Source organism: Acidimicrobiia bacterium (genome assembly GCA_029210695.1).
GTDB lineage: Bacteria > Actinomycetota > Acidimicrobiia > Spongiisociales > JAHEDJ01 > JAHEDJ01.
In genome coordinates this window covers 1-17,438 of the sequence record JARGFH010000068.1, presented here as the reverse complement: position 1 = coordinate 17,438, position 17,438 = coordinate 1, and the positions used below count along the sequence as shown (strand labels likewise).

The window sequence follows — 17,438 nt, the reverse complement described above, 5'->3', positions numbered from 1 at the left end:
AGAGCCCTCCTCTACGCCGGAAAACCCAACTGGAATCTACTCGCCACCATCACACCCCGCTGAAATCCGATGAGCCACGTTACCGATGCCAACGGCAACAACGCCGTGACCGTGACCCGCACAGTCGACGTGGTCGACACAACGGTGCCGGTGATCACACTGTCTGGTGCGGATCCGGTGACGATCGAAGTGGGGAGCCCGTATGTGGATGCCGGAGCGACCGCCTTTGATATTGGTGACGGCAACCTGACCGGGTCAATTATCACCGTGAACCCGGTGAACACTGCGGTCGTCGGCAGCTATGTCGTTACTTATGACGTTTCGGATGCGAGCGGGAATGCGGCTGTTCAGGTGACCCGGGCGGTGGATGTGGTCGACACAACGGTGCCGGTGATCGCACTGTCTGGTGCGAACCCGCAGATCGTCGAGGTCGGGTCGCCGTATGTGGAGTTGGGGGCTACGGCTTCTGATAACTATGACGGGGACCTGCCCGGCTCGATCGCGATTGACGCATCCGCAGTAAGCACGGCAGTCGTTGGTTCCTACACGGTCACCTATGACGTTTCGGATGCGAACGGGAATGCGGCTGTCACCGTGTCCCGGATTGTGGATGTTGTGGATACGACAGTGCCGGTGATCTCGTTGACAGGAGCCAACCCGCAGACGATCGAGGTCGGTAGCCCGTATGTCGAGTTGGGGGCGACTGCTTCTGACACCTATGACGGGGATATTTCAGGTTCGATCGTGATCAACGCCACTGCAGTGAATACCTCGGTGGTTGGTTCGTATCCTGTGTTTTATGACGTGACGGACGCCGCCGGGAATCCCGGTTCGGCGATCCGTACGGTCAATGTGGTGGATACGACAATCCCGGTTGTCGCGTTGACTGGTGCGAACCCGCAAACCATTGAGGTCGGTAGCTCCTATACCGAGCTCGGAGCTTCTGCTTCTGATAACTATGACGGGGATATCTCGGGCAGCATCCTCATCGATGCGACCGGTGTTGATACCAACACGGTTGCTTCCTACGTCGTGACCTACGACGTTACCGATGCCAACGGCAACAACGCCGTGACCGTGACCCGCACAGTCGACGTGGTCGACACAACGGTGCCGGTGATCACACTGTCTGGTGCGGATCCGCAGACGATCGAGGTCGGTAGCCCGTATGTGGAGTTGGGGGCGACTGCTTCTGATAACTATGACGGAGATATCTCGGGAATAATCGTGATCGATGCGACCGGTGTCACCAACACTGTTGGTTCCTATGTCGTGACCTACGACGTCTCCGACATCAATGGCAACGCGGCTGTCACCGTGACCCGCACGGTCGACGTGGTCGATACGACCATTCCGGTCGTCACACTGTCTGGTGCGAACCCGCAAACCATTGAGGTTGGCAGCCCCTATGCCGAGTTGGGTGCGACTGCTTCTGACAATTACGACGGGGACCTGTCCGGCTCGATCTCGATTGACGCATCCGCAGTAGACACGGCAGTCGTCGGTTCCTACTCGGTGACCTATGACGTGACCGATGCCAACGGCAACGCGGCAGTGCAGGTGACCCGAACCGTGGACGTGGTTGATACAGGTGTTCCGGTCATCATCATGCTGGGTGTGTCGCCCGTGACAGTTGAAGTCGGGTCCGCGTATCTGGATCCCGGTGCCACCGCCTTCGACATCGGTGACGGCAACCTGACGGCATCGATTGTGACGGTCAACCCGGTCGACCCTGGGGTGGTTGGCACGTATGGGGTGACGTATGACGTTGTCGACTCACAAGGAAATGCTGCTGTTCAGCTGACTCGCACCGTCAACGTGGTTGACACCACCATCCCGGCTATCACGCTGACTGGTGCGAATCCGCAGGTGATTGAGGTCGGCACCGCGTATTTGGAGTTGGGTGCGACGGCGCTGGACAACTACGACGGGGACCTATCGGGCAGCATCGTGATTGACGCCACGTCGGTCAACACTGGAGTGGTCGGTGCCTACACCATCACGTATGACGTTTCGGATGCCAACGGCAACGCTGCTGCCGCTGTGACCCGGACGGTCAATGTGGTTGACACCACCGTCCCAGTGATCACTCGGCTAGGTGCGAGTCCGCAGACTATCGAAGTCGGCACTGGATACACCGAGTTGGGTGCGACCGCGTTGGACAACTATGACGGGGACCTATCGGGGCACATCGTGATTGACGCCACCGGCGTCGATGCCTCGACAGTTGGTGCATACACGGTTACCTACGATGTTGCCGATTTGCAGGGCAATGCGGCTGTCACCGTGACCCGCACGGTCAATGTGGTGGACACAACGGTGCCGGTGATCACTCTGGTGGGTGCTGATCCGGTGACGATCGAAGTGGGCAGCCCGTATGTGGATGCTGGTGCGACCGCCTTCGACATCGGCGACGGCGATCTGACCGGTTCGATTGTCACAGTGAACCCGGTGAACACTGCGGTTGTCGGCGCCCACACCATCACTTATGACGTTTCGGACACAAACGGCAACCCAGCAGCCACGGTGGTCCGCATGGTGAATGTGGTGGACACCACCATCCCGGTGATCACTCTCATCGGGGCGAACCCGCAGACCATCGAGGTGGGCTCCGTCTATTCGGAGTTGGGTGCAACCGCGTTCGACAACTACGACGGGGACGTGACCGCGTCGATTGTGATCAATAGCGGGGTGGTGAACACAACCGCGGTCGGCTCCTACGCTGTTATCTACGACGTCACGGATGCCGCCGGTAATCCGTCGAGTGCCGTCAGGGTCGTGGACGTGGTCGACACCGGACTGCCGGTGATCACTCTCATCGGGGCGAACCCTCAGACCATTCAGGTGGGCGCTACATATGCCGAACTCGGAGCGACGGCATTCGACGCCAACGACGGCAATCTGTCCTCCGCCATCGTGATCGACGCCTCGGCGGTGAACCCCGCGGTGGTTGGACCATACCCGGTGACCTACGACGTCTCGGATGCGGCAGGCAACGCGGCAGTGCGAGTCACTCGCACCGTGAACGTCGTCGACGCAACTGCCCCGGCGATCAGCCTCCTCGGGGCGAACCCACTCGTGCTCGAGGCGGGATCTCCGTTTGTGGATCCGGGCGCGTCAGCGTTCGATGCGTACGATGGTGATATCTCCGGGTCGATCGTCGTCAACGCCTCACTGGTGAACACGTCGAGACTCGGCTCCTACCCGGTCACATACAACGTGGCGGATTCAGAAGGTAATCTGGCGCCGACGGTGACCCGGACGGTGCGCGTGGTGGATACCACCCCTCCGGTTATCACGTTGGTCGGCCCCAATCCGCTGTCGCTGTTCGTCGGGGGCATCTATCTCGAGCCGGGTGCCAGCGCTATCGACGGATTCGACGGCACCATCTCCGGGTCGATCGTCGTGGACGTGAGCGCGTTGAATCTGGCTGCGGCCGGCACCTATCCAATCTTCTACTCGGTGGTCGATTCCTCCGGGAACCCGGCAACGGCCATACGGCTGGTCTCCGTGGTCGTGCCTAACTCGCCGCCGATTGCCGTCGATGATCGCTACACGGTCAATGATGTGGGGGAGATCGGCGTGCCGGCCCCGGGCGTCATGGGCAACGACACGGACATTGACGGCGACGCACTGACGGTGACCCTGGTGTCGGCCCCGAACTTCGGAGAGTTGGTGCTCAACCCGTCGGGTTCGTTCACCTATACCTACGACGGACTGGGCGGCGTCGAGGACGTATTCATCTACCAGGTGTCGGATGGCCGCGGCGGATCTTCCCGGGCGGCCGTTCGAATCGTGGTCCCGGTGTTGAATCAGCCGCCGGTGGCCGAAGATCACACGGCGGTGATCAACGAGGACGGAGTCGCCCGGATCCTGGTCACCGATGGATACGATGCGGAGGGAGATCCGGTCGTGCTGGCGGTAACACGTCAACCGGCGGCGGGCACGGCCTCGGCCGACCATGGTGCAATCGTATTCCTGCCGCCTGCCGACTGGTTCGGTGAGGCGTCGATCGGGTACTCGCTCACCGACTCGTTCGGGTCGGTGGCGTCGGGGTCGGTTTCGGTGGTTGTGAACCCGGTCAATGATCCACCGCGAGCCGGCTCGGACGTGATCGTTCTGGCCAGCTACCTTGCATCCATTCTGGACGTCTTGCACAACGACTACGACGTAGAGGGCGAGACCCTCACGATCGTGTCGGTCACTCAGGGCGAGCACGGTACCGTCGAACTCGTCGACGGCAAAGTGCTCTACACCCCGCACACAGGCTGGGTGGGGACGGACAACTTCACCTACACAGTGTCCGATCCGAACGGGGCAACGACGGTGGTCGATGTTTCGGCGGAAGTTGTCTCTTCAGCCCTGATCACCGCTATCGGTCTTTCCGGCATAGTTGGAACGGGCCTCCTCGAAATCGATCCGCCCGAACCGCTGACGCTCGCCAGGGTGGCGTTGGATACTCCGCATGCGATACGACTTTTCACCCAGGCGTTCTTCCAGAGCCTCTCCGCCATGCAGCTGCCGCTGGTGCTGCTGCTCTTCGCGGCACTGTGGTTCCTCGTCGGTGGCACTCCGTGGGCAACCGGGCTGCTGGCCAGACGCCGCCACTGGGCGGTCGTGTGGGTGGGGCCCGAGGACAAACTCAATGTGTACACCGAACCGTCTGAACGGAGTTCCGTCGCCTTCAAGCTGTTGCCAAATGCGAGGGGACTCGTCTCGATCGAGCGACCGGTGCGCGATGCGGAAACCGGCACGGTGTGGCTCCCGGTTTCTGCCGACATCGGACATGGATGGGTCAACCGGGCGAACGTGACCGAGGATGTCGACTCGATCGAGTTCGCCAGCGACCTTCGCCCGAACCGACTGGTGGATCGTCTCGCCCGTTTGCGCCGTCGCGGGATCGGATCCGGGCTGTTGGATGGACGGGGCATGTTCGTTGCGCTCAACGGGCAGGCCGTGAACGTGCCGGGGGACCAGGTACTGGACATCCTCACCAACGACCACGGGGGAGAGGCGCCGAGCTTGCTGGAGTTGTTCCTGGAGTCATGGCGGTCTTCGAACCACGAGCTGGCCGTGGATGCGCCGCTGGAGCGGTCACACCTCATCCCGGCCGAATGCAAGAACTACCACTACTTGAGCGTGCGCTCGCCGGGCAGCCCGGGCTGGATGATCTTCTTCGAATACCGCCGCGGCCGGGCCCGGATCGCCGGACTGGGCGCCGAAGCGTAAGGCGGGGCGGCTGAGGGTTCGGTCCCCCCCAGGGTGTTCTGTCGCGGTTTGAGTCCGACACGTGGCCGCTCAGAAACGTCCTCCACCAGCGTCAGCTGGGGGAGGTGGCCTGCTGCCGATGCAGCAGGGCGGAGGGGGAATGGCCGAACACCTGTGGGACCGGGACGAGACCCGCAGGACACCCCCCTCAGTCCGGCTACGCCGGACAGCTCCCCCGCAAGCGGGAGAGCACGCTGTAATGGGATGGCCGCCGCTGAGACGGCGGGCCCGTCGCGCAAACCGACACCCCGGAGGGGGGAGCGTTTCTGCGTCGAAGCGGAGCGTAAGGCGAAAGGGTAGACGGGTCGGTCCCCCCGCAGGGGGGGAAGGTACCTGCGCCGAAGCGGAGCGGAGGCGGAGGTAGGGGGGCAGTCACCCCTGACCGAACAACATACGCATAGTCTGATATGCACATGTTTTCTGAACGAACTCAGGTGCTGCTCACTCCTGCCCAGCGGCATCGGCTCGAACGACTGGCAGAGGACCGACAGCTCTCGATGGGAGCGTTGATCCGCGAGGCGATAGACGCATACACCGTTCCGGCAATCCGAATAGGGAGCGAAGCGGCGGAGCTTCTGTTTTCGCTCGAGGCTCCGGTCGACGACTGGGAGGTCATGAAGGACGAGATCCTCCGTGGAGCCACGGCGTGACGGTGTTCTTCGCCACCGGTGTGTCATGTTCGCGGCAGGAGCGTCGCATCCGATGCGACAGCCGTGCAGGGAGTTGATCGATGCGGTTGTCGACGGTCGGCTCGATGCAGCCGTCTCGCTGGAGGTGGTGCAAGAGATTCTCCATCGCTTCTCAGGCTCGGGGCGGCGGGATGTGGGTGCGGCAATGGCAAAAGCGATACTCGACCTGTTCGCTCCGGTGCTGCCGATCACCGAGCGGATGATGCGACGTATGCCGGCTCTGTTCGCCGAGTACGAGGACCTGTCGGCGCGTGATCTGGTGCACGTCGCTACCTGTATGGAGGTGCGCATCGATGTGATCGTGAGCCAGACCGAGGATTCGACCAGGTCGAGGGTCTTCGCCGTATCGACCCAGGCGACGCCACGGCCGTGCTCCTCTAGTCCAAACCCCTCGCCAGAAGTCTCCTATTGAGTGGAAGGAAATGAACCGGTGGAGCCTTGGATCGGCGCGGTCGGCAAAGTAGAAGGAGGGGCTCCTGATGGAGCCCCTCCTTCCCATTAGGGTGTCATGCTTCTACGGCGTGTAGGGGTTGTCTCTGAAGTCGTAGATGAATTCCTGGACGTTCTCGCGATCCACACGGAACACTCCGCCGGTACCAGCGCAATTGCCGTTGATCCCAAATGATGTCACCGCTGCCACGACACGATCCGTGCCGTCGCCGAAGTAGTTTGGCCCCCCGGAGTCGCCGAAACACGTGCCCCCGGTCGAATGGTTGTTCGACAGCAGCATTGAGAAGTCGCCGGTGAATCCCGGGACGTTGATCTGGATCAGACGAGGCGATGCCTCATACCTGGCACGATCGCTCTCGACAAACACGGGATTGATCCGCTGCAGACCGTAGCCGACGGCATTGAATGTCACGTTCTCCCGACCGCGCCTCGTGTTCAGCGCATCGAGTGCATTCACTTCGGGAAGACTGGCATAGTTGCTGGAATCGATTACGTACGGTTCCTCCAACTCGAGTACGCCGACGTCGTTGACGAAGAAGGGGAAGTCGGGATAGTCCGGATGGGCCGCCCAGTTCTTCACCTCGATCGTGTTGTTTCCGCCCCCAAAGGGGTAGTCGTTGTCGCCGTTCTGGACGTCAGCCTCTGTGAACACACGGAGACCGGTGAACTCGCCCGGGGCGCCTGCACAGTGGCCGGCGGTCAATACGATGGTTGGACTCATCAACGCGCCGGAGCATCGGTATGCAGGTTCTCCGTCGACATCCATGATGATCAGAACGACCTCTGGGTGGTCGTCGGTGCGCTCACCGTTGGTAATGGCCCCGCCTGGCAATGCCAGGACAATTGACATAGCGCCAACCAGCGCCAGGATGGATAGCTTTCTCACGAACCCTCCCATGACTCATGTGGCCTCCTGCCACTGAGAGTGAGCCTAGCCCACCGCAAGTTGGGACGCCTCAGGAAACGGCGGTCGTAACGCCGACGTCTCATCGATGACTACCCTAATGAGAAGGGGAGGCAAGACCGAGGTGGAATTGCCTATGCGAAGAGTCCTGATAGTGATTACTGGTTTTGCACTGATTGCTGCGGCGTGCGCGAACGGCGGCGGCGTTCCTCTCGATGATGCCGCACTTCCGGAGGTCGAGGCGTCGACCCCGGCAGACGATGCTGCAGATGCCTCCGCGGCCGATCAACCGGCGGAGGAGCCCGGCGAGGCCAGCCTGACCGCCTCCGACGACTCGATCGTCGATGAACTGCCTGACGCCACCGACAGGGCGGAGGACGAGATTGTGAGTCCGGAATCCACGCTGCCGAAGCCCACTCCATCCCTGCCACCCGCGGAAACCATCCCTCCTTCGGACCCGCCACCGGCGGTGACGGGTGAGGTCCCGATGGACCTCCTCGAAGCGATCATGGCCGACGCCGAGTCCCGGATGACCACAAAGGGTGCGCTCACCGTCGTGCGAGCAGAGTCCGTCACCTGGTCGGACGGTTCGCTCGGATGTCCTGAGCCGGGAGTGATGTATACCCAGGCGCTGGTCGATGGCTACTGGGTTGTCCTCGATGCAGGTGGTTCGCAGATGGACTACCGGGCATCGAGCAGGGGATCCTTCAAGTTGTGCGAGAGCTCTCTTGGAGTCCCGCCGCCGTCCGACGACAGCAAGTAGCACGCTTGAGTACACAGAGAAGCGGGGCCTTGACGGCCCCGCTTCCCGCATCTCGTCGTATGTTGGTTCTACGGCACGGTAAACAGGAGTGCTTCTGTGTCAGCAGTCGCCCCGCCTCGGGCACCGCTTCCACGGTCACCGTTGGTGAGGAGCATCAGGCCGAGTTCAGCGCTATTCCCCGGCCAGAGGCCGAAGTCGTACACACTCAGACCGGCCGGGTCGTAGGTGAATCCGGCTACGTCGCTGGGTACGCCGTAGAACTGTTCACCGAGCGGCGTCACCGTCAGGCCGTCGACCAGGTCGCCGGGACCTCCGTAGTAGAAGTCCTGTGCGAACACCGACATGTCGACATTGGTCGCCAACATGTCGGTTCCCGTCAGGCCGATCTGCTCGCCGCAGATCAACAGCACGGTGTTTCCCGTATTCGTCGAGTGTTCGGTGAAGAAGAACGCCGAGGCGCTACCCGTGTTGTAGTTGAGCGCCCACGTCACCTGACGGCCGTCGCCGATCTGGTTGAACCCCGGAGGGGCGGCAGCCAGATCGCGGTTCAGCACTGTTGCATCGACGATGCCGTCCTGGTCGATGTCCAGATCGATGAGGAAGCTCACCGGAAGGACGTGCGACTGACGTTCCCAAGTGTTGACCGCGAACGCCCAGATGAACGATTCCTCAGCCGAGCAGTAGCCGGCCGGAACCGGGAACGTGTTGATACCCACCGCCCGGATATCCGGAGTCGGCGACTGCTCGCCCCGCTCGCCCTCAGGTTGGTCGGGGCTGATCGCCAGGAGCGCATAGGCATCGTTCTGCGCCATACCCGCACCCTGATTGTCAAGACCGATTACCTCGGGGAACAGACCGCCGGTCAACGCCATCGTGTCGGGGACCACGTCCGCCGCCTGCCGAGGCAGCACGTGCCACGCCAGATGGATCGGGTGGCTTCCGTCGTCGAGGATCAGGTAGCCGTCAAACTCGTTGAGTGTCAGGGCGTCACCGTTGGCGCCGTTCGATCCCGAGTTCATGTAATTGCCCGGAAGCAGAGAACCGTCGATGGTGATCGACACCTCAAACGTCGTTTCGCGATCCAGGCCGGGCTTGACGGTCACCGACGACGGTGCGCTCACCGAAACCGCTCCGGTTGCCTTGTCCGAGGCGTACCGGAAGGTCGGGAGCACGTCGTAGGTGTGGCGCTTGTTATCGAGATTGCGGATCGTCACCGTCTTGGTCAGCGTGACCGTGTCCGCCACGTCCACGAATCCGAATCCGAGAGCGCCCGTGTAGTCGTCGGCCGAGAAGGCCGCCACCGGAGCCGATACGGCGCGGTCGACACGCACCTCACCACCACCGATCCTGGTGATCGGAGCAAGACCCGTGAACGGGTCGGTGTCGATGTTCGTCTCTCCGTTGTTCATCAGCAGCGCCTTGACCGTCAGGGGATCGAGCCCGTGCCCGATCGCCGTACCAGGCGGCGTGCCGGTCGCACTTGTCTTGGTGCCGCCGAAGGCGTCGAGCACGAGGGCTGCCGAGCCGGTCACCATCGGGGCTGCTCCAGAAGTGCCGCCGAACGGGCCGTTCCCGGTCCCCGTTCCGGCAATCGCAGAAACGGATGCTCCCGGCGCACCGATTTCCGGCTTGATGGCCTGGTAGTAGTTCGAGGGGCCACGTGACGATGATCCGACCATCTGACCGATGAGCGGCAGAGCGTTTGCAGGGTCAATGGTCAGCGTCGATCCAACCGCTGCTTTCAGAGCATTGCTGTCTGCCTGGCTGATCATGTAGCCGGGAATCGTTATCGGTTGGTCGCCCCCGTCGCCACCTGAGAAGGGCGCCCCCGGAGCGACGAGTCCGATAATGCCGATTGTGCCTCCGGCATCGCCGACGTTCTTGATCTTGAGCGTGAAGTTGCACGCACCACGATCGACGAGCACTGCCAATCCGGTCAAGGAGCCGGGAGCGAATGCGGCGCAGCCGTTGAGGTTTCCGCCGCCGCCGTCGCCGTACTGGAGTGTTCCGCTGACGATACCGACCGGTGGAACGGACCACGGCTGGAACACGGCTTGATAGTCGACTCCGTTGACTTCGAGAAATGGCAGGGAGGCCGAAGGCACCTGAGTCTGCGCCACAGACAAAGCAGTAGGCGCCGCGCCGGGTGTGCCGGATATGTATGGCTTGTCGGCGCTATTGCCGGCCGAGGCCACGGTTAGGACGCCCAGAGCCGTGGCCCCGTCGACGGCGGCCGCGAGGTCGTCGTCGAATGGCTGCCCGTAGTTGGATCCGAGTGACATGTTGACGACGTCGACCCGGTCTTTCACCTTGCCGTCCATGTTCGGATCGACGGCGAAGTCCATGCCCTGGATGAGAGCGATGCCGGAGCAGGCGGTCGATACCGACGAGCACACCTTGACGGCGTAGAGGTCGACTCCGGGAGCGACGCCGGGATAGATCCCGCTGGCTTCATCCGTCACATTCCCACCGATGATGTGGGCGACGTGCGTGCCGTGCCCGGCCTCGCTGCCGTCATCGAGCGGATCCGGATCCGGAGCCTCGGGAGCGTTCGGCCAGTCTGAACCGACGAAGTCGTAGCCACCCACCACCTTGTCGGTGGGGAATGACCCAGGCTCGATGATCGTCGGATCGTTGGCTGCATAGTCCGCCGGATCACCCGAGCCGCCGAGGGCTGCATGGTTGTAGTCGATGCCGCTGTCGAGAACGGCGACCTTGATGCCGCTTCCGTCGACGCCTGCTGTTTGCACCGCGGCGGCACCGATGTAGGGAACCGTCTCGCTCAGGTCCATCTCGTAGTTGCCGACAGGAGCAACGCGCAGAACGTCGCGATCTGCGGCGATCGCAGGCAATGAATCAGCGTCGACCTGAAGGAAGACTGCATTCAGCACGCGCTGGACTCGTCCGAGTTCGGTTGCGCCGGTGCTTCCGATCCGCGCCATGAAGCGGTTCTGCGCACTATTCAACCCACGGACGTACGCAGCTTGGGCCGAGTCGCCGGCGATTCCGGCCGCGGCCAAGGAATTCCCCTTCAGCCGGACGATTACGTTCTGCTCGCCCTCTGCACCTCTAAGGCTGGAGTCAATGACACCCAGCGCAACATTGCCTTCGAGTGTCAGCGGCTTGTCGAGCATGAGGTCGCTCACGGCGTCTGGTAACGATCGATCTTCCATCCGATCGCCAGGCACCCCCTGCGCACCTACAGGCACTGCGAGTGCCAGAAGTGTCAGGAAGGCGACGGCGAGTACGAGGAGTCGTCTCACCACAATCCTCCCTTCATAGGATTCGTTCCATCCGCTGGATGGTTCGGTGGTTGCGGGATACTGAAGCCCACTTCGTCCGAAACTACACCTCTGGGCGGACACCTGCAGATGGTTGAGCGGGTTCTTGATCCGTCTCCTGCTCGGAATGTCTAGTCACCACGTACGGTGGGATTTGCCCCACTCCGCAGAGTCGCGGCTGCCCATGGCCTGCTAGGGTCGGGCGGCCGGTTGGCTGGGTCAATTGGGGCCTCCCGGCGGTTGGGAAGATACCTATAGGAGGCGGAGAGCAATGAGCTCATCGAAGGCACGCCGCGGGCGTTCTGGTCGCATTCTCCTCGTTCTGGTCATGGTGCTCGGATTGGCGTTTTCGGCGCTGCCCGTGCTCGGCCAAAGCGCGGACCTTGAAGTTCCGGACGACGTGGTCTCGGCGATCAACGCTGAGAAAGGCGAAGCTACCTACATCGTTCAAATGATTGATGACCCCGTGGTGGCATACGACGGGAGTATCAAAGGCCTGGCTTCGACCAAGCCCAAGGACGGGAAGAAGATCGACCCGGACAGCGGCAAAGTCGTCAAGTATGTCGACTACCTCAAGGGCAAGCACAACGGCGCGCTGAATGGCGTCGGTGCCGGCCTCGACAAGAAACTGTATGACTACTCCTACACGTTCAACGGTTTCGCCGCGAAGCTGACCGGTTCGCAGGCTGCCGCGATGGCAGCGCGCAACGATGTGCGGATGATCTGGCAAGACGAGCTGATGGCCGTGGACACGATCTCCACCCCGGACTTCCTCGGTCTGACCGATGACGGCGGAGCGTGGGAAATGGGGTACACCGGCGAGAATGTCATCATCGGCATCGTCGACTCCGGCATTTGGCCTGAGAGCCTCAGCTTCGCCGATCGGACGGGTACCAACCCGAACGGTACGCCTGGGAAGCTCGACTACCAGCAGATACCGGGCTGGCACGGCAAGTGCACCCCGGGTGACGAGTTCCAAGCCGACGAGTGCAATCAGAAGCTGATCGGCGCCCAGTTCTTTGGAGCCGGTTGGGGCGGGGAAGCAGGCGTGAGTGCCTTATTCCCTTACGAGTACTGGTCGGCGCGTGACGCCGATGGACATGGCACCCACACTGCCAGCACAGCAGGTGGAAACGGCAACGTGGCGGCTGTGGTCGATGGGCTCGCCCTCGGATCCGTTAGCGGGATGGCCCCGCGGGCTCGCATCGCCTCGTACAAGGTTTGCTGGGGCCGCGGCGACGCGGGTGGGTGTTTCTCATCCGACTCCGTGGCAGCAATCGACCAGGCTGTGGCAGACGGTGTCGACGTGATCAACTTCTCGATCAGCGGCACCAGAACCAACTTCCTCGATCCTGTGGAAGTTGCGTTCCTATTTGCGGAGGACGCCGGTGTGTTCGTCGCTGCGTCGGCCGGCAACGCCGGTCCGACAGCGGCGACCGTCGCCCATCCCTCGCCGTGGATCACTACGGTGGCGGCCGGGACTCATGATCGGTATTCAGAGGCCACGGTCACCCTGGGCAACGGCGACTCGTACGTCGGCGCCTCCTTCCAGTTCACCGGAGTCGATGAGACCAACCTGGTCTACTCGGCCGATGTAGGGCTGGCAGGCGAGGATCCGACACAAGTCCGCCTTTGCTACCCGGGCACGCTCGATGCGGCTCTGGTGGACGGCAACATCGTCGTCTGCGATCGGGGGACGATCGCACGCGTAGACAAGAGCCTGGCCGTGGCGATGGCCGGCGGTGCTGGGATGGTGCACGCCAATGTCAGCCCCAGCTCCATCAACGCTGATCTGCACTCAGTGCCGACGGTTCACGTCGATCACATCGATGGAGCGGCGATTCGGGCGTATGCCCAGACCGCCGATGCCACCGCATCGATTTCGCCTGCGACACCTGTCACGATCGAAGCACCCGATGTGGCGTCGTTCTCGTCGAGAGGTCCACTCCAGGGATCATCCGACTTGCTCAAGCCGGACATCATGGCGCCTGGCCAGGACATAATCGCCGCAGTTTCACCCGCCGGATACAACGGCCGGAACTTCGACTCGCTCAGCGGCACGTCGATGTCGAGTCCGCACATTGCCGGTCTCGCCGCCGTGGTGAAGTCGGCTCATCCCGACTGGTCGCCGACGATGATCAAGTCGGCCCTGATGACGACGGCATCGCAGTTGACGAACGAGGAGAACCCGATTCCGGGTGACCCGTTTGACTACGGCTCTGGCCATGTAGCTCCGAACTCGGCGCTGGATCCGGGTCTCGTGTACGACGCCGGCTGGGTCGACTGGCTCGGTTTCCTGTGCGGGACGGGTCAGCTCCAGGCGAGCTACTGCCCGTTGATCGGTATCGATCCGAGCGACCTGAACCAGCCGAACATCACCATCGGTGAGCTGGCGGGAACCCAGACGGTCGAGCGCCGAGTGACGAACGTCGCCGGTGGCACGCACACGTACGCAGTCTCTGTGGACGAACCGTTCGGCGTGGACGTCGTTGTCTCGCCCGATGAGCTCACGCTCGCCCCGGGTGAAACGGGAATCTACGAGGTCACCTTCACGACGACTGATACGGCGACGATCGGCGATTATGCGTTCGGCTCACTGACGTGGTCCCACGGACCGCACGCGGTTCGTAGCGTGCTGACGGTGCGCGCGGTGCAGGCAGCCGTTCCAGGTGAGGTCTTCGGTTCGGGCACGGATGGGTCGCTCGAGTTCTCGATCGTGTTCGGGTACAACGGCGATTACTTCGCCCAACCCCATGGGTTGGTGGCCGCGACGATGACCGATGGCACTGTGCTTGATGACCCCGGTAACAGCTTTGCGCCATTCGGCCCGGGGACTACGTTGCATTTCGTCACCGTTCCCGCAGGATCTGCATTGGCGCGATTCTCGCTGTTCGACGACTACACAGACGGAAACGACGACCTCGACCTATACGTGTTTTACCCCGGTGGCTCGTTTGCCGGAGGGAGTGGTTCGGGCACATCGGCGGAGGAAGTCAACGTCCTGTTCCCGCCTGCCGGTGACTACTACGTGTTCGTCCACGGCTGGCAGACGGACGGTCCGGACAGCAGATACACGCTGTTCGACTGGTCCGTTCCGGCAACGCCGGGCAGTACAAATATGACGGTGACCGGTCCCACGACGGCCACCCTCGGGGACACCTACTCCATCCAGGTGGATTGGGTTGGCCTCGACCCCGATACGAAGTACCTCGGTGCTGTGAGTCATAGCGAGACTGCAGACCTTTCTGGTTTGTTTGATCTCACCGTGGTCCGCGTCGACACCGACTGACCTCAGCTCTCGAGCTGACAAGGGTAGGGGCCGCCCTTCGGGGCGGCCCCTCTCTTTTTCCACCGTTCTGGCGTCAGGAACGTCTCAATTCTGGCCGCTTTCTGACGCCAGAACGCTCTGTGGACGGGTGACACCTCCCAATATCCCCACATGCCGATACAATTGCCCCATGACCAATAACCTCAAGACTGTCGGACTGCTGGCATTCATGTCCGCCCTGGTGTGGTGGCTCGGCATTGCGCTGTTCGGCCAGGGGTCGGGCTTCTACATCGGGCTGCTCTTTGCTGCCGGGCTCAACTTCTTCGCCTACTTCTTCTCGGCCAAGATGGCACTGGCCGCCACTAAGGCCAAGCCCGTCGAGGAACACGAACTGCCGCAGGTGTATGCGATCGTTCGACATCTGACCGAGCAAACTCGCATGCCGATGCCCGGCATCTACCTGATCGACTCGCCGCAGCCGAATGCCTTCGCCACCGGGCGCAACCCCAAACACGCCGCAGTCGCCGTTACCTCCGGCATCATGCAACTGCTCACCAACCAGGAACTCGAGGGCGTGCTCGCCCACGAACTCGCCCACGTCCGCAACCGGGACATCTTGATCTCGTCGATCGCCGCCATGCTGGCCGCCGCCCTGTCGATCTTCGCCAGGATGGCATTCTGGTTCGGAGGAGGCCGCAGCAGCCGGGACAACCCGCTGTCGGGCATCATCAGCCTCCTGGCTCTCATCCTGGCTCCGATTGCCGCCATGCTGATCCGCCTCGCCATCTCGCGCTCCCGCGAGTTCCAGGCCGATCGCAGCGGGGCCGACATCACCGGACAACCCGTCAACCTGGCCTCGGCGCTGCAGAAGATCTCCGGAGCGACCGCCCGCATCCCCATGAACGTCAACCCGGCCGTCAGCCAGTTGTTCATCGACGATCCGCTCAAGGCCGTCAATCGACGCCAGAGCTTCAGCAAGCTCTTCTCGACGCACCCGCCGGTCGAGGAGCGGATCGACCGCCTTTGGAAACAGGCGTCGGGCATCAGTTGACACTGAGCACCGCCCAGGGGATCTTCGTCCTCGCAGCTCTGGCGGTCGGCTCCGGACTGTGGGCTGCCCAGGTGACCGTCAACACAACGACCCGCGGCCCCGACTGGGCAATGAACCGGCTTCCGGATGTGTTTCGCTGGAGTCTCGTGGCGGGAGCGCTCGGAATCCTCGTCGCCCTGCTTGCCGAGCCGGGCTGGATCGGGCTCGGCGTCACCTACCTAGCCGGCGTCGTGGCATGGACGGCTCGATCCGTTGCGAGGGCCGTGCAGAGGATCCAGGATGCCGGCGCCTACGAACCATTGCCGGTTGACAGGCAGGCAGTCATGGTCGGCCGGGTCGGGTTCTGGTTGCTGGCGGTCGCGGCGTTGGGTATCGGTGTAGCGGTCATCGACATCGAGAGCCGTGGGGGAGTGGCGGCCTGGGACCTCCTCCTGGTTGGCCTGGTAGCCGCCGCCGGAGTCATGTACCGCAGGCGAGCCACAGCGCTGTCCGGCAACTCCGAGCCCGTGGACTAGGGAACGTTGACGCGAAAAGGCCACCTCCCCTGCAGGCAAGAGAGGTGGCCTCCTGTTAGACGATCAGTATTGCTTTTCCTGCTTCGGATCGAGCTTCGCCCACCACTTCTTGGCGGTATCGATCCCTCCGATCCCAAAGGCGATGGCCCCGGTCACCAGAACCGAAAGGGGCAGCCACTGCAGCAGAGTTGCCTGGATATTCTCCGTCACTCCTGGTGCGAAGTTGAGCGTGTCCAGCGCGGCCAGCGCTCCGACGACGATGATCGCCCAGCGGACTGCAACGACCAGCCAACCCATGTTGCGACTTTCGGCAAAGGGTCGAACGACTCCCGCAGCCCATCCGGCAACCGCGCCGGCCACGAACACGATCAGGAGTGCCACCACCACCAGGGGCAGGTACGCAATCAGCGTGTCGAGCAGCACCGTAAGCCGATCGATTCCCAGTACCTCAGTGGCGATCTGCAGGAAGATGATCATCACCAGGTAATAGAGGACCTGAGATACGAGGTGCGGACCCGACGTTCCCGCCTGTTCGAGCATCGGCTCAATTCCGGCCGCCTCGGTCAGTTTGCGGGCGCCGACCTTCTTGAGGATCCTCTCGAGCCACTTGCGGGCGAATCCCGCCACCCAACTCCCGATCCAGATGATCAGAAGAGCGACAATGAGTTTGGGGATGAAGTTCCCGATTCCGGAGCCGAGCTCCTTGAACGACTCCGTCATCCGGTCGACGAACGAAAGGTCTATCTGTGCAATTACGGGCATATGCGGTCCTCCTCGCGATTGTTCCCGAAAGGCATCTTATGCTCGAAGGGTCTACGAATGCGCCGCAAGCTCCCATTGGCTTGACGAGGTCGTCGTGCGCCGGCCGTTCCAGGGTCGCCTTCGCTGGCTGGGGGAGCCCCCCTACCTCCGCCTTCGCTTTGCTTCGGCGCAGGGACTTTCCCCCCGGACGCTCGCTGCGCTCGCTGGGGGACCGACCGGGGTCCCTCCTGCCTTCACTTCGTTCGTTGGGGGATGCCCCCCTCCCCTCGAAGACTCGGGACTCCCCCCACCCCGGTGGGGGGAGAACGCGATAGTTGGCTCTGTAGCGGCGGCACTGCTGTCTGCGGCGGTAGGGACCTTCCCGCCGGACGCTCGCTGCGCTCGCTGGGGGGACCGGCGGAGCCCTTAACTGGCTCATCGGATTTCAGCGGGGTGTGATGGTGGCGAGTAGATTCCAGTTGGGTTTTCCGGCGTAGAGGAGGGCTCT

The 17,438-nt window shown here is 62.6% G+C and carries 10 protein-coding genes; 7 read left to right on the top strand and 3 right to left on the bottom strand.

The annotated features are described in order from the left end of the window. The first annotated feature begins 69 nt into the window (after positions 1 to 69). The 3 genes from P1T08_16045 to P1T08_16035 all read left to right on the top strand — a co-directional run bounded on the left by P1T08_16045 (position 70) and on the right by P1T08_16035 (position 6,369). The gene (locus P1T08_16045) at positions 70 to 5,229 is read left to right on the top strand and encodes a DUF5011 domain-containing protein (protein ID MDF1597591.1); all 5,160 of its coding nucleotides are present in this window, start codon (positions 70 to 72) and stop codon (positions 5,227 to 5,229) included. A 452-nt stretch (positions 5,230 to 5,681) separates the two neighbouring features. After that, positions 5,682 to 5,918, top strand: a complete 237-nt coding sequence (locus P1T08_16040; GenBank protein MDF1597590.1) for a ribbon-helix-helix domain-containing protein — start codon at positions 5,682 to 5,684, stop codon at positions 5,916 to 5,918. Positions 5,919 to 5,943: 25 nt separating this feature from the next. Further along, complete coding sequence (locus P1T08_16035; protein ID MDF1597589.1) at positions 5,944 to 6,369, top strand: PIN domain-containing protein; 426 nt, start codon at positions 5,944 to 5,946, stop codon at positions 6,367 to 6,369. Positions 6,370 to 6,471: 102 nt separating this feature from the next. Here the strand turns inward: P1T08_16035 and P1T08_16030 are convergent, their stop codons facing one another. Further along, positions 6,472 to 7,293 (bottom strand): trypsin-like serine protease, encoded by an 822-nt coding sequence (locus P1T08_16030; GenBank protein MDF1597588.1) that lies wholly within the window; start codon positions 7,291 to 7,293, stop codon positions 6,472 to 6,474. Positions 7,294 to 7,447: 154 nt separating this feature from the next. On the opposite strand from P1T08_16030, the gene P1T08_16025 reads away from it, so the two are divergent. Then, a complete protein-coding gene (locus P1T08_16025) occupies positions 7,448 to 8,074 on the top strand; it encodes a hypothetical protein (GenBank protein MDF1597587.1) in 627 nt (208 codons plus the stop codon). A gap of 68 nt (positions 8,075 to 8,142) precedes the next feature. Here the strand turns inward: P1T08_16025 and P1T08_16020 are convergent, their stop codons facing one another. Further along, a complete protein-coding gene (locus P1T08_16020; GenBank protein MDF1597586.1) occupies positions 8,143 to 11,337 on the bottom strand; it encodes a S8 family serine peptidase in 3,195 nt (1,064 codons plus the stop codon). Positions 11,338 to 11,626: 289 nt separating this feature from the next. Here P1T08_16020 and P1T08_16015 point away from each other — a divergent pair, with 289 nt between their 5' ends. The 3 genes from P1T08_16015 (at position 11,627) to P1T08_16005 (ending at position 16,189) form a co-directional block, all read left to right on the top strand. After that, entirely contained in the window at positions 11,627 to 14,644 is a 3,018-nt protein-coding gene (locus tag P1T08_16015) for a S8 family peptidase (protein MDF1597585.1), read from the top strand. A 169-nt stretch (positions 14,645 to 14,813) separates the two neighbouring features. After that, positions 14,814 to 15,674, top strand: coding sequence for a zinc metalloprotease HtpX (locus P1T08_16010; protein ID MDF1597584.1), 861 nt, complete (start codon positions 14,814 to 14,816; stop codon positions 15,672 to 15,674). Then, entirely contained in the window at positions 15,671 to 16,189 is a 519-nt protein-coding gene (locus P1T08_16005) for a hypothetical protein (GenBank protein MDF1597583.1), read from the top strand. The genes P1T08_16010 and P1T08_16005 overlap by 4 nt, the downstream gene beginning before the upstream one ends. Positions 16,190 to 16,252: 63 nt before the next feature. On the opposite strand, the gene P1T08_16000 is transcribed toward P1T08_16005, so the two are convergent. Beyond that, entirely contained in the window at positions 16,253 to 16,951 is a 699-nt protein-coding gene (locus P1T08_16000; GenBank protein ID MDF1597582.1) for a hypothetical protein, read from the bottom strand. Positions 16,952 to 17,438: the final 487 nt, after the last annotated feature.

Coding starts and splice junctions, on each gene's coding strand:
- P1T08_16015 (MDF1597585.1), top strand. CDS start 11,627: ATGAGCTCATCGAAGGCACGCCGCGGGCGTTCTGGTCGCATTCTCCTC.
- P1T08_16025 (MDF1597587.1), top strand. CDS start 7,448: ATGCGAAGAGTCCTGATAGTGATTACTGGTTTTGCACTGATTGCTGCG.
- P1T08_16035 (MDF1597589.1), top strand. CDS start 5,944: ATGTTCGCGGCAGGAGCGTCGCATCCGATGCGACAGCCGTGCAGGGAG.
- P1T08_16040 (MDF1597590.1), top strand. CDS start 5,682: ATGTTTTCTGAACGAACTCAGGTGCTGCTCACTCCTGCCCAGCGGCAT.
- P1T08_16000 (MDF1597582.1), bottom strand. CDS start 16,951: ATGCCCGTAATTGCACAGATAGACCTTTCGTTCGTCGACCGGATGACG.
- P1T08_16045 (MDF1597591.1), top strand. CDS start 70: ATGAGCCACGTTACCGATGCCAACGGCAACAACGCCGTGACCGTGACC.
- P1T08_16010 (MDF1597584.1), top strand. CDS start 14,814: ATGACCAATAACCTCAAGACTGTCGGACTGCTGGCATTCATGTCCGCC.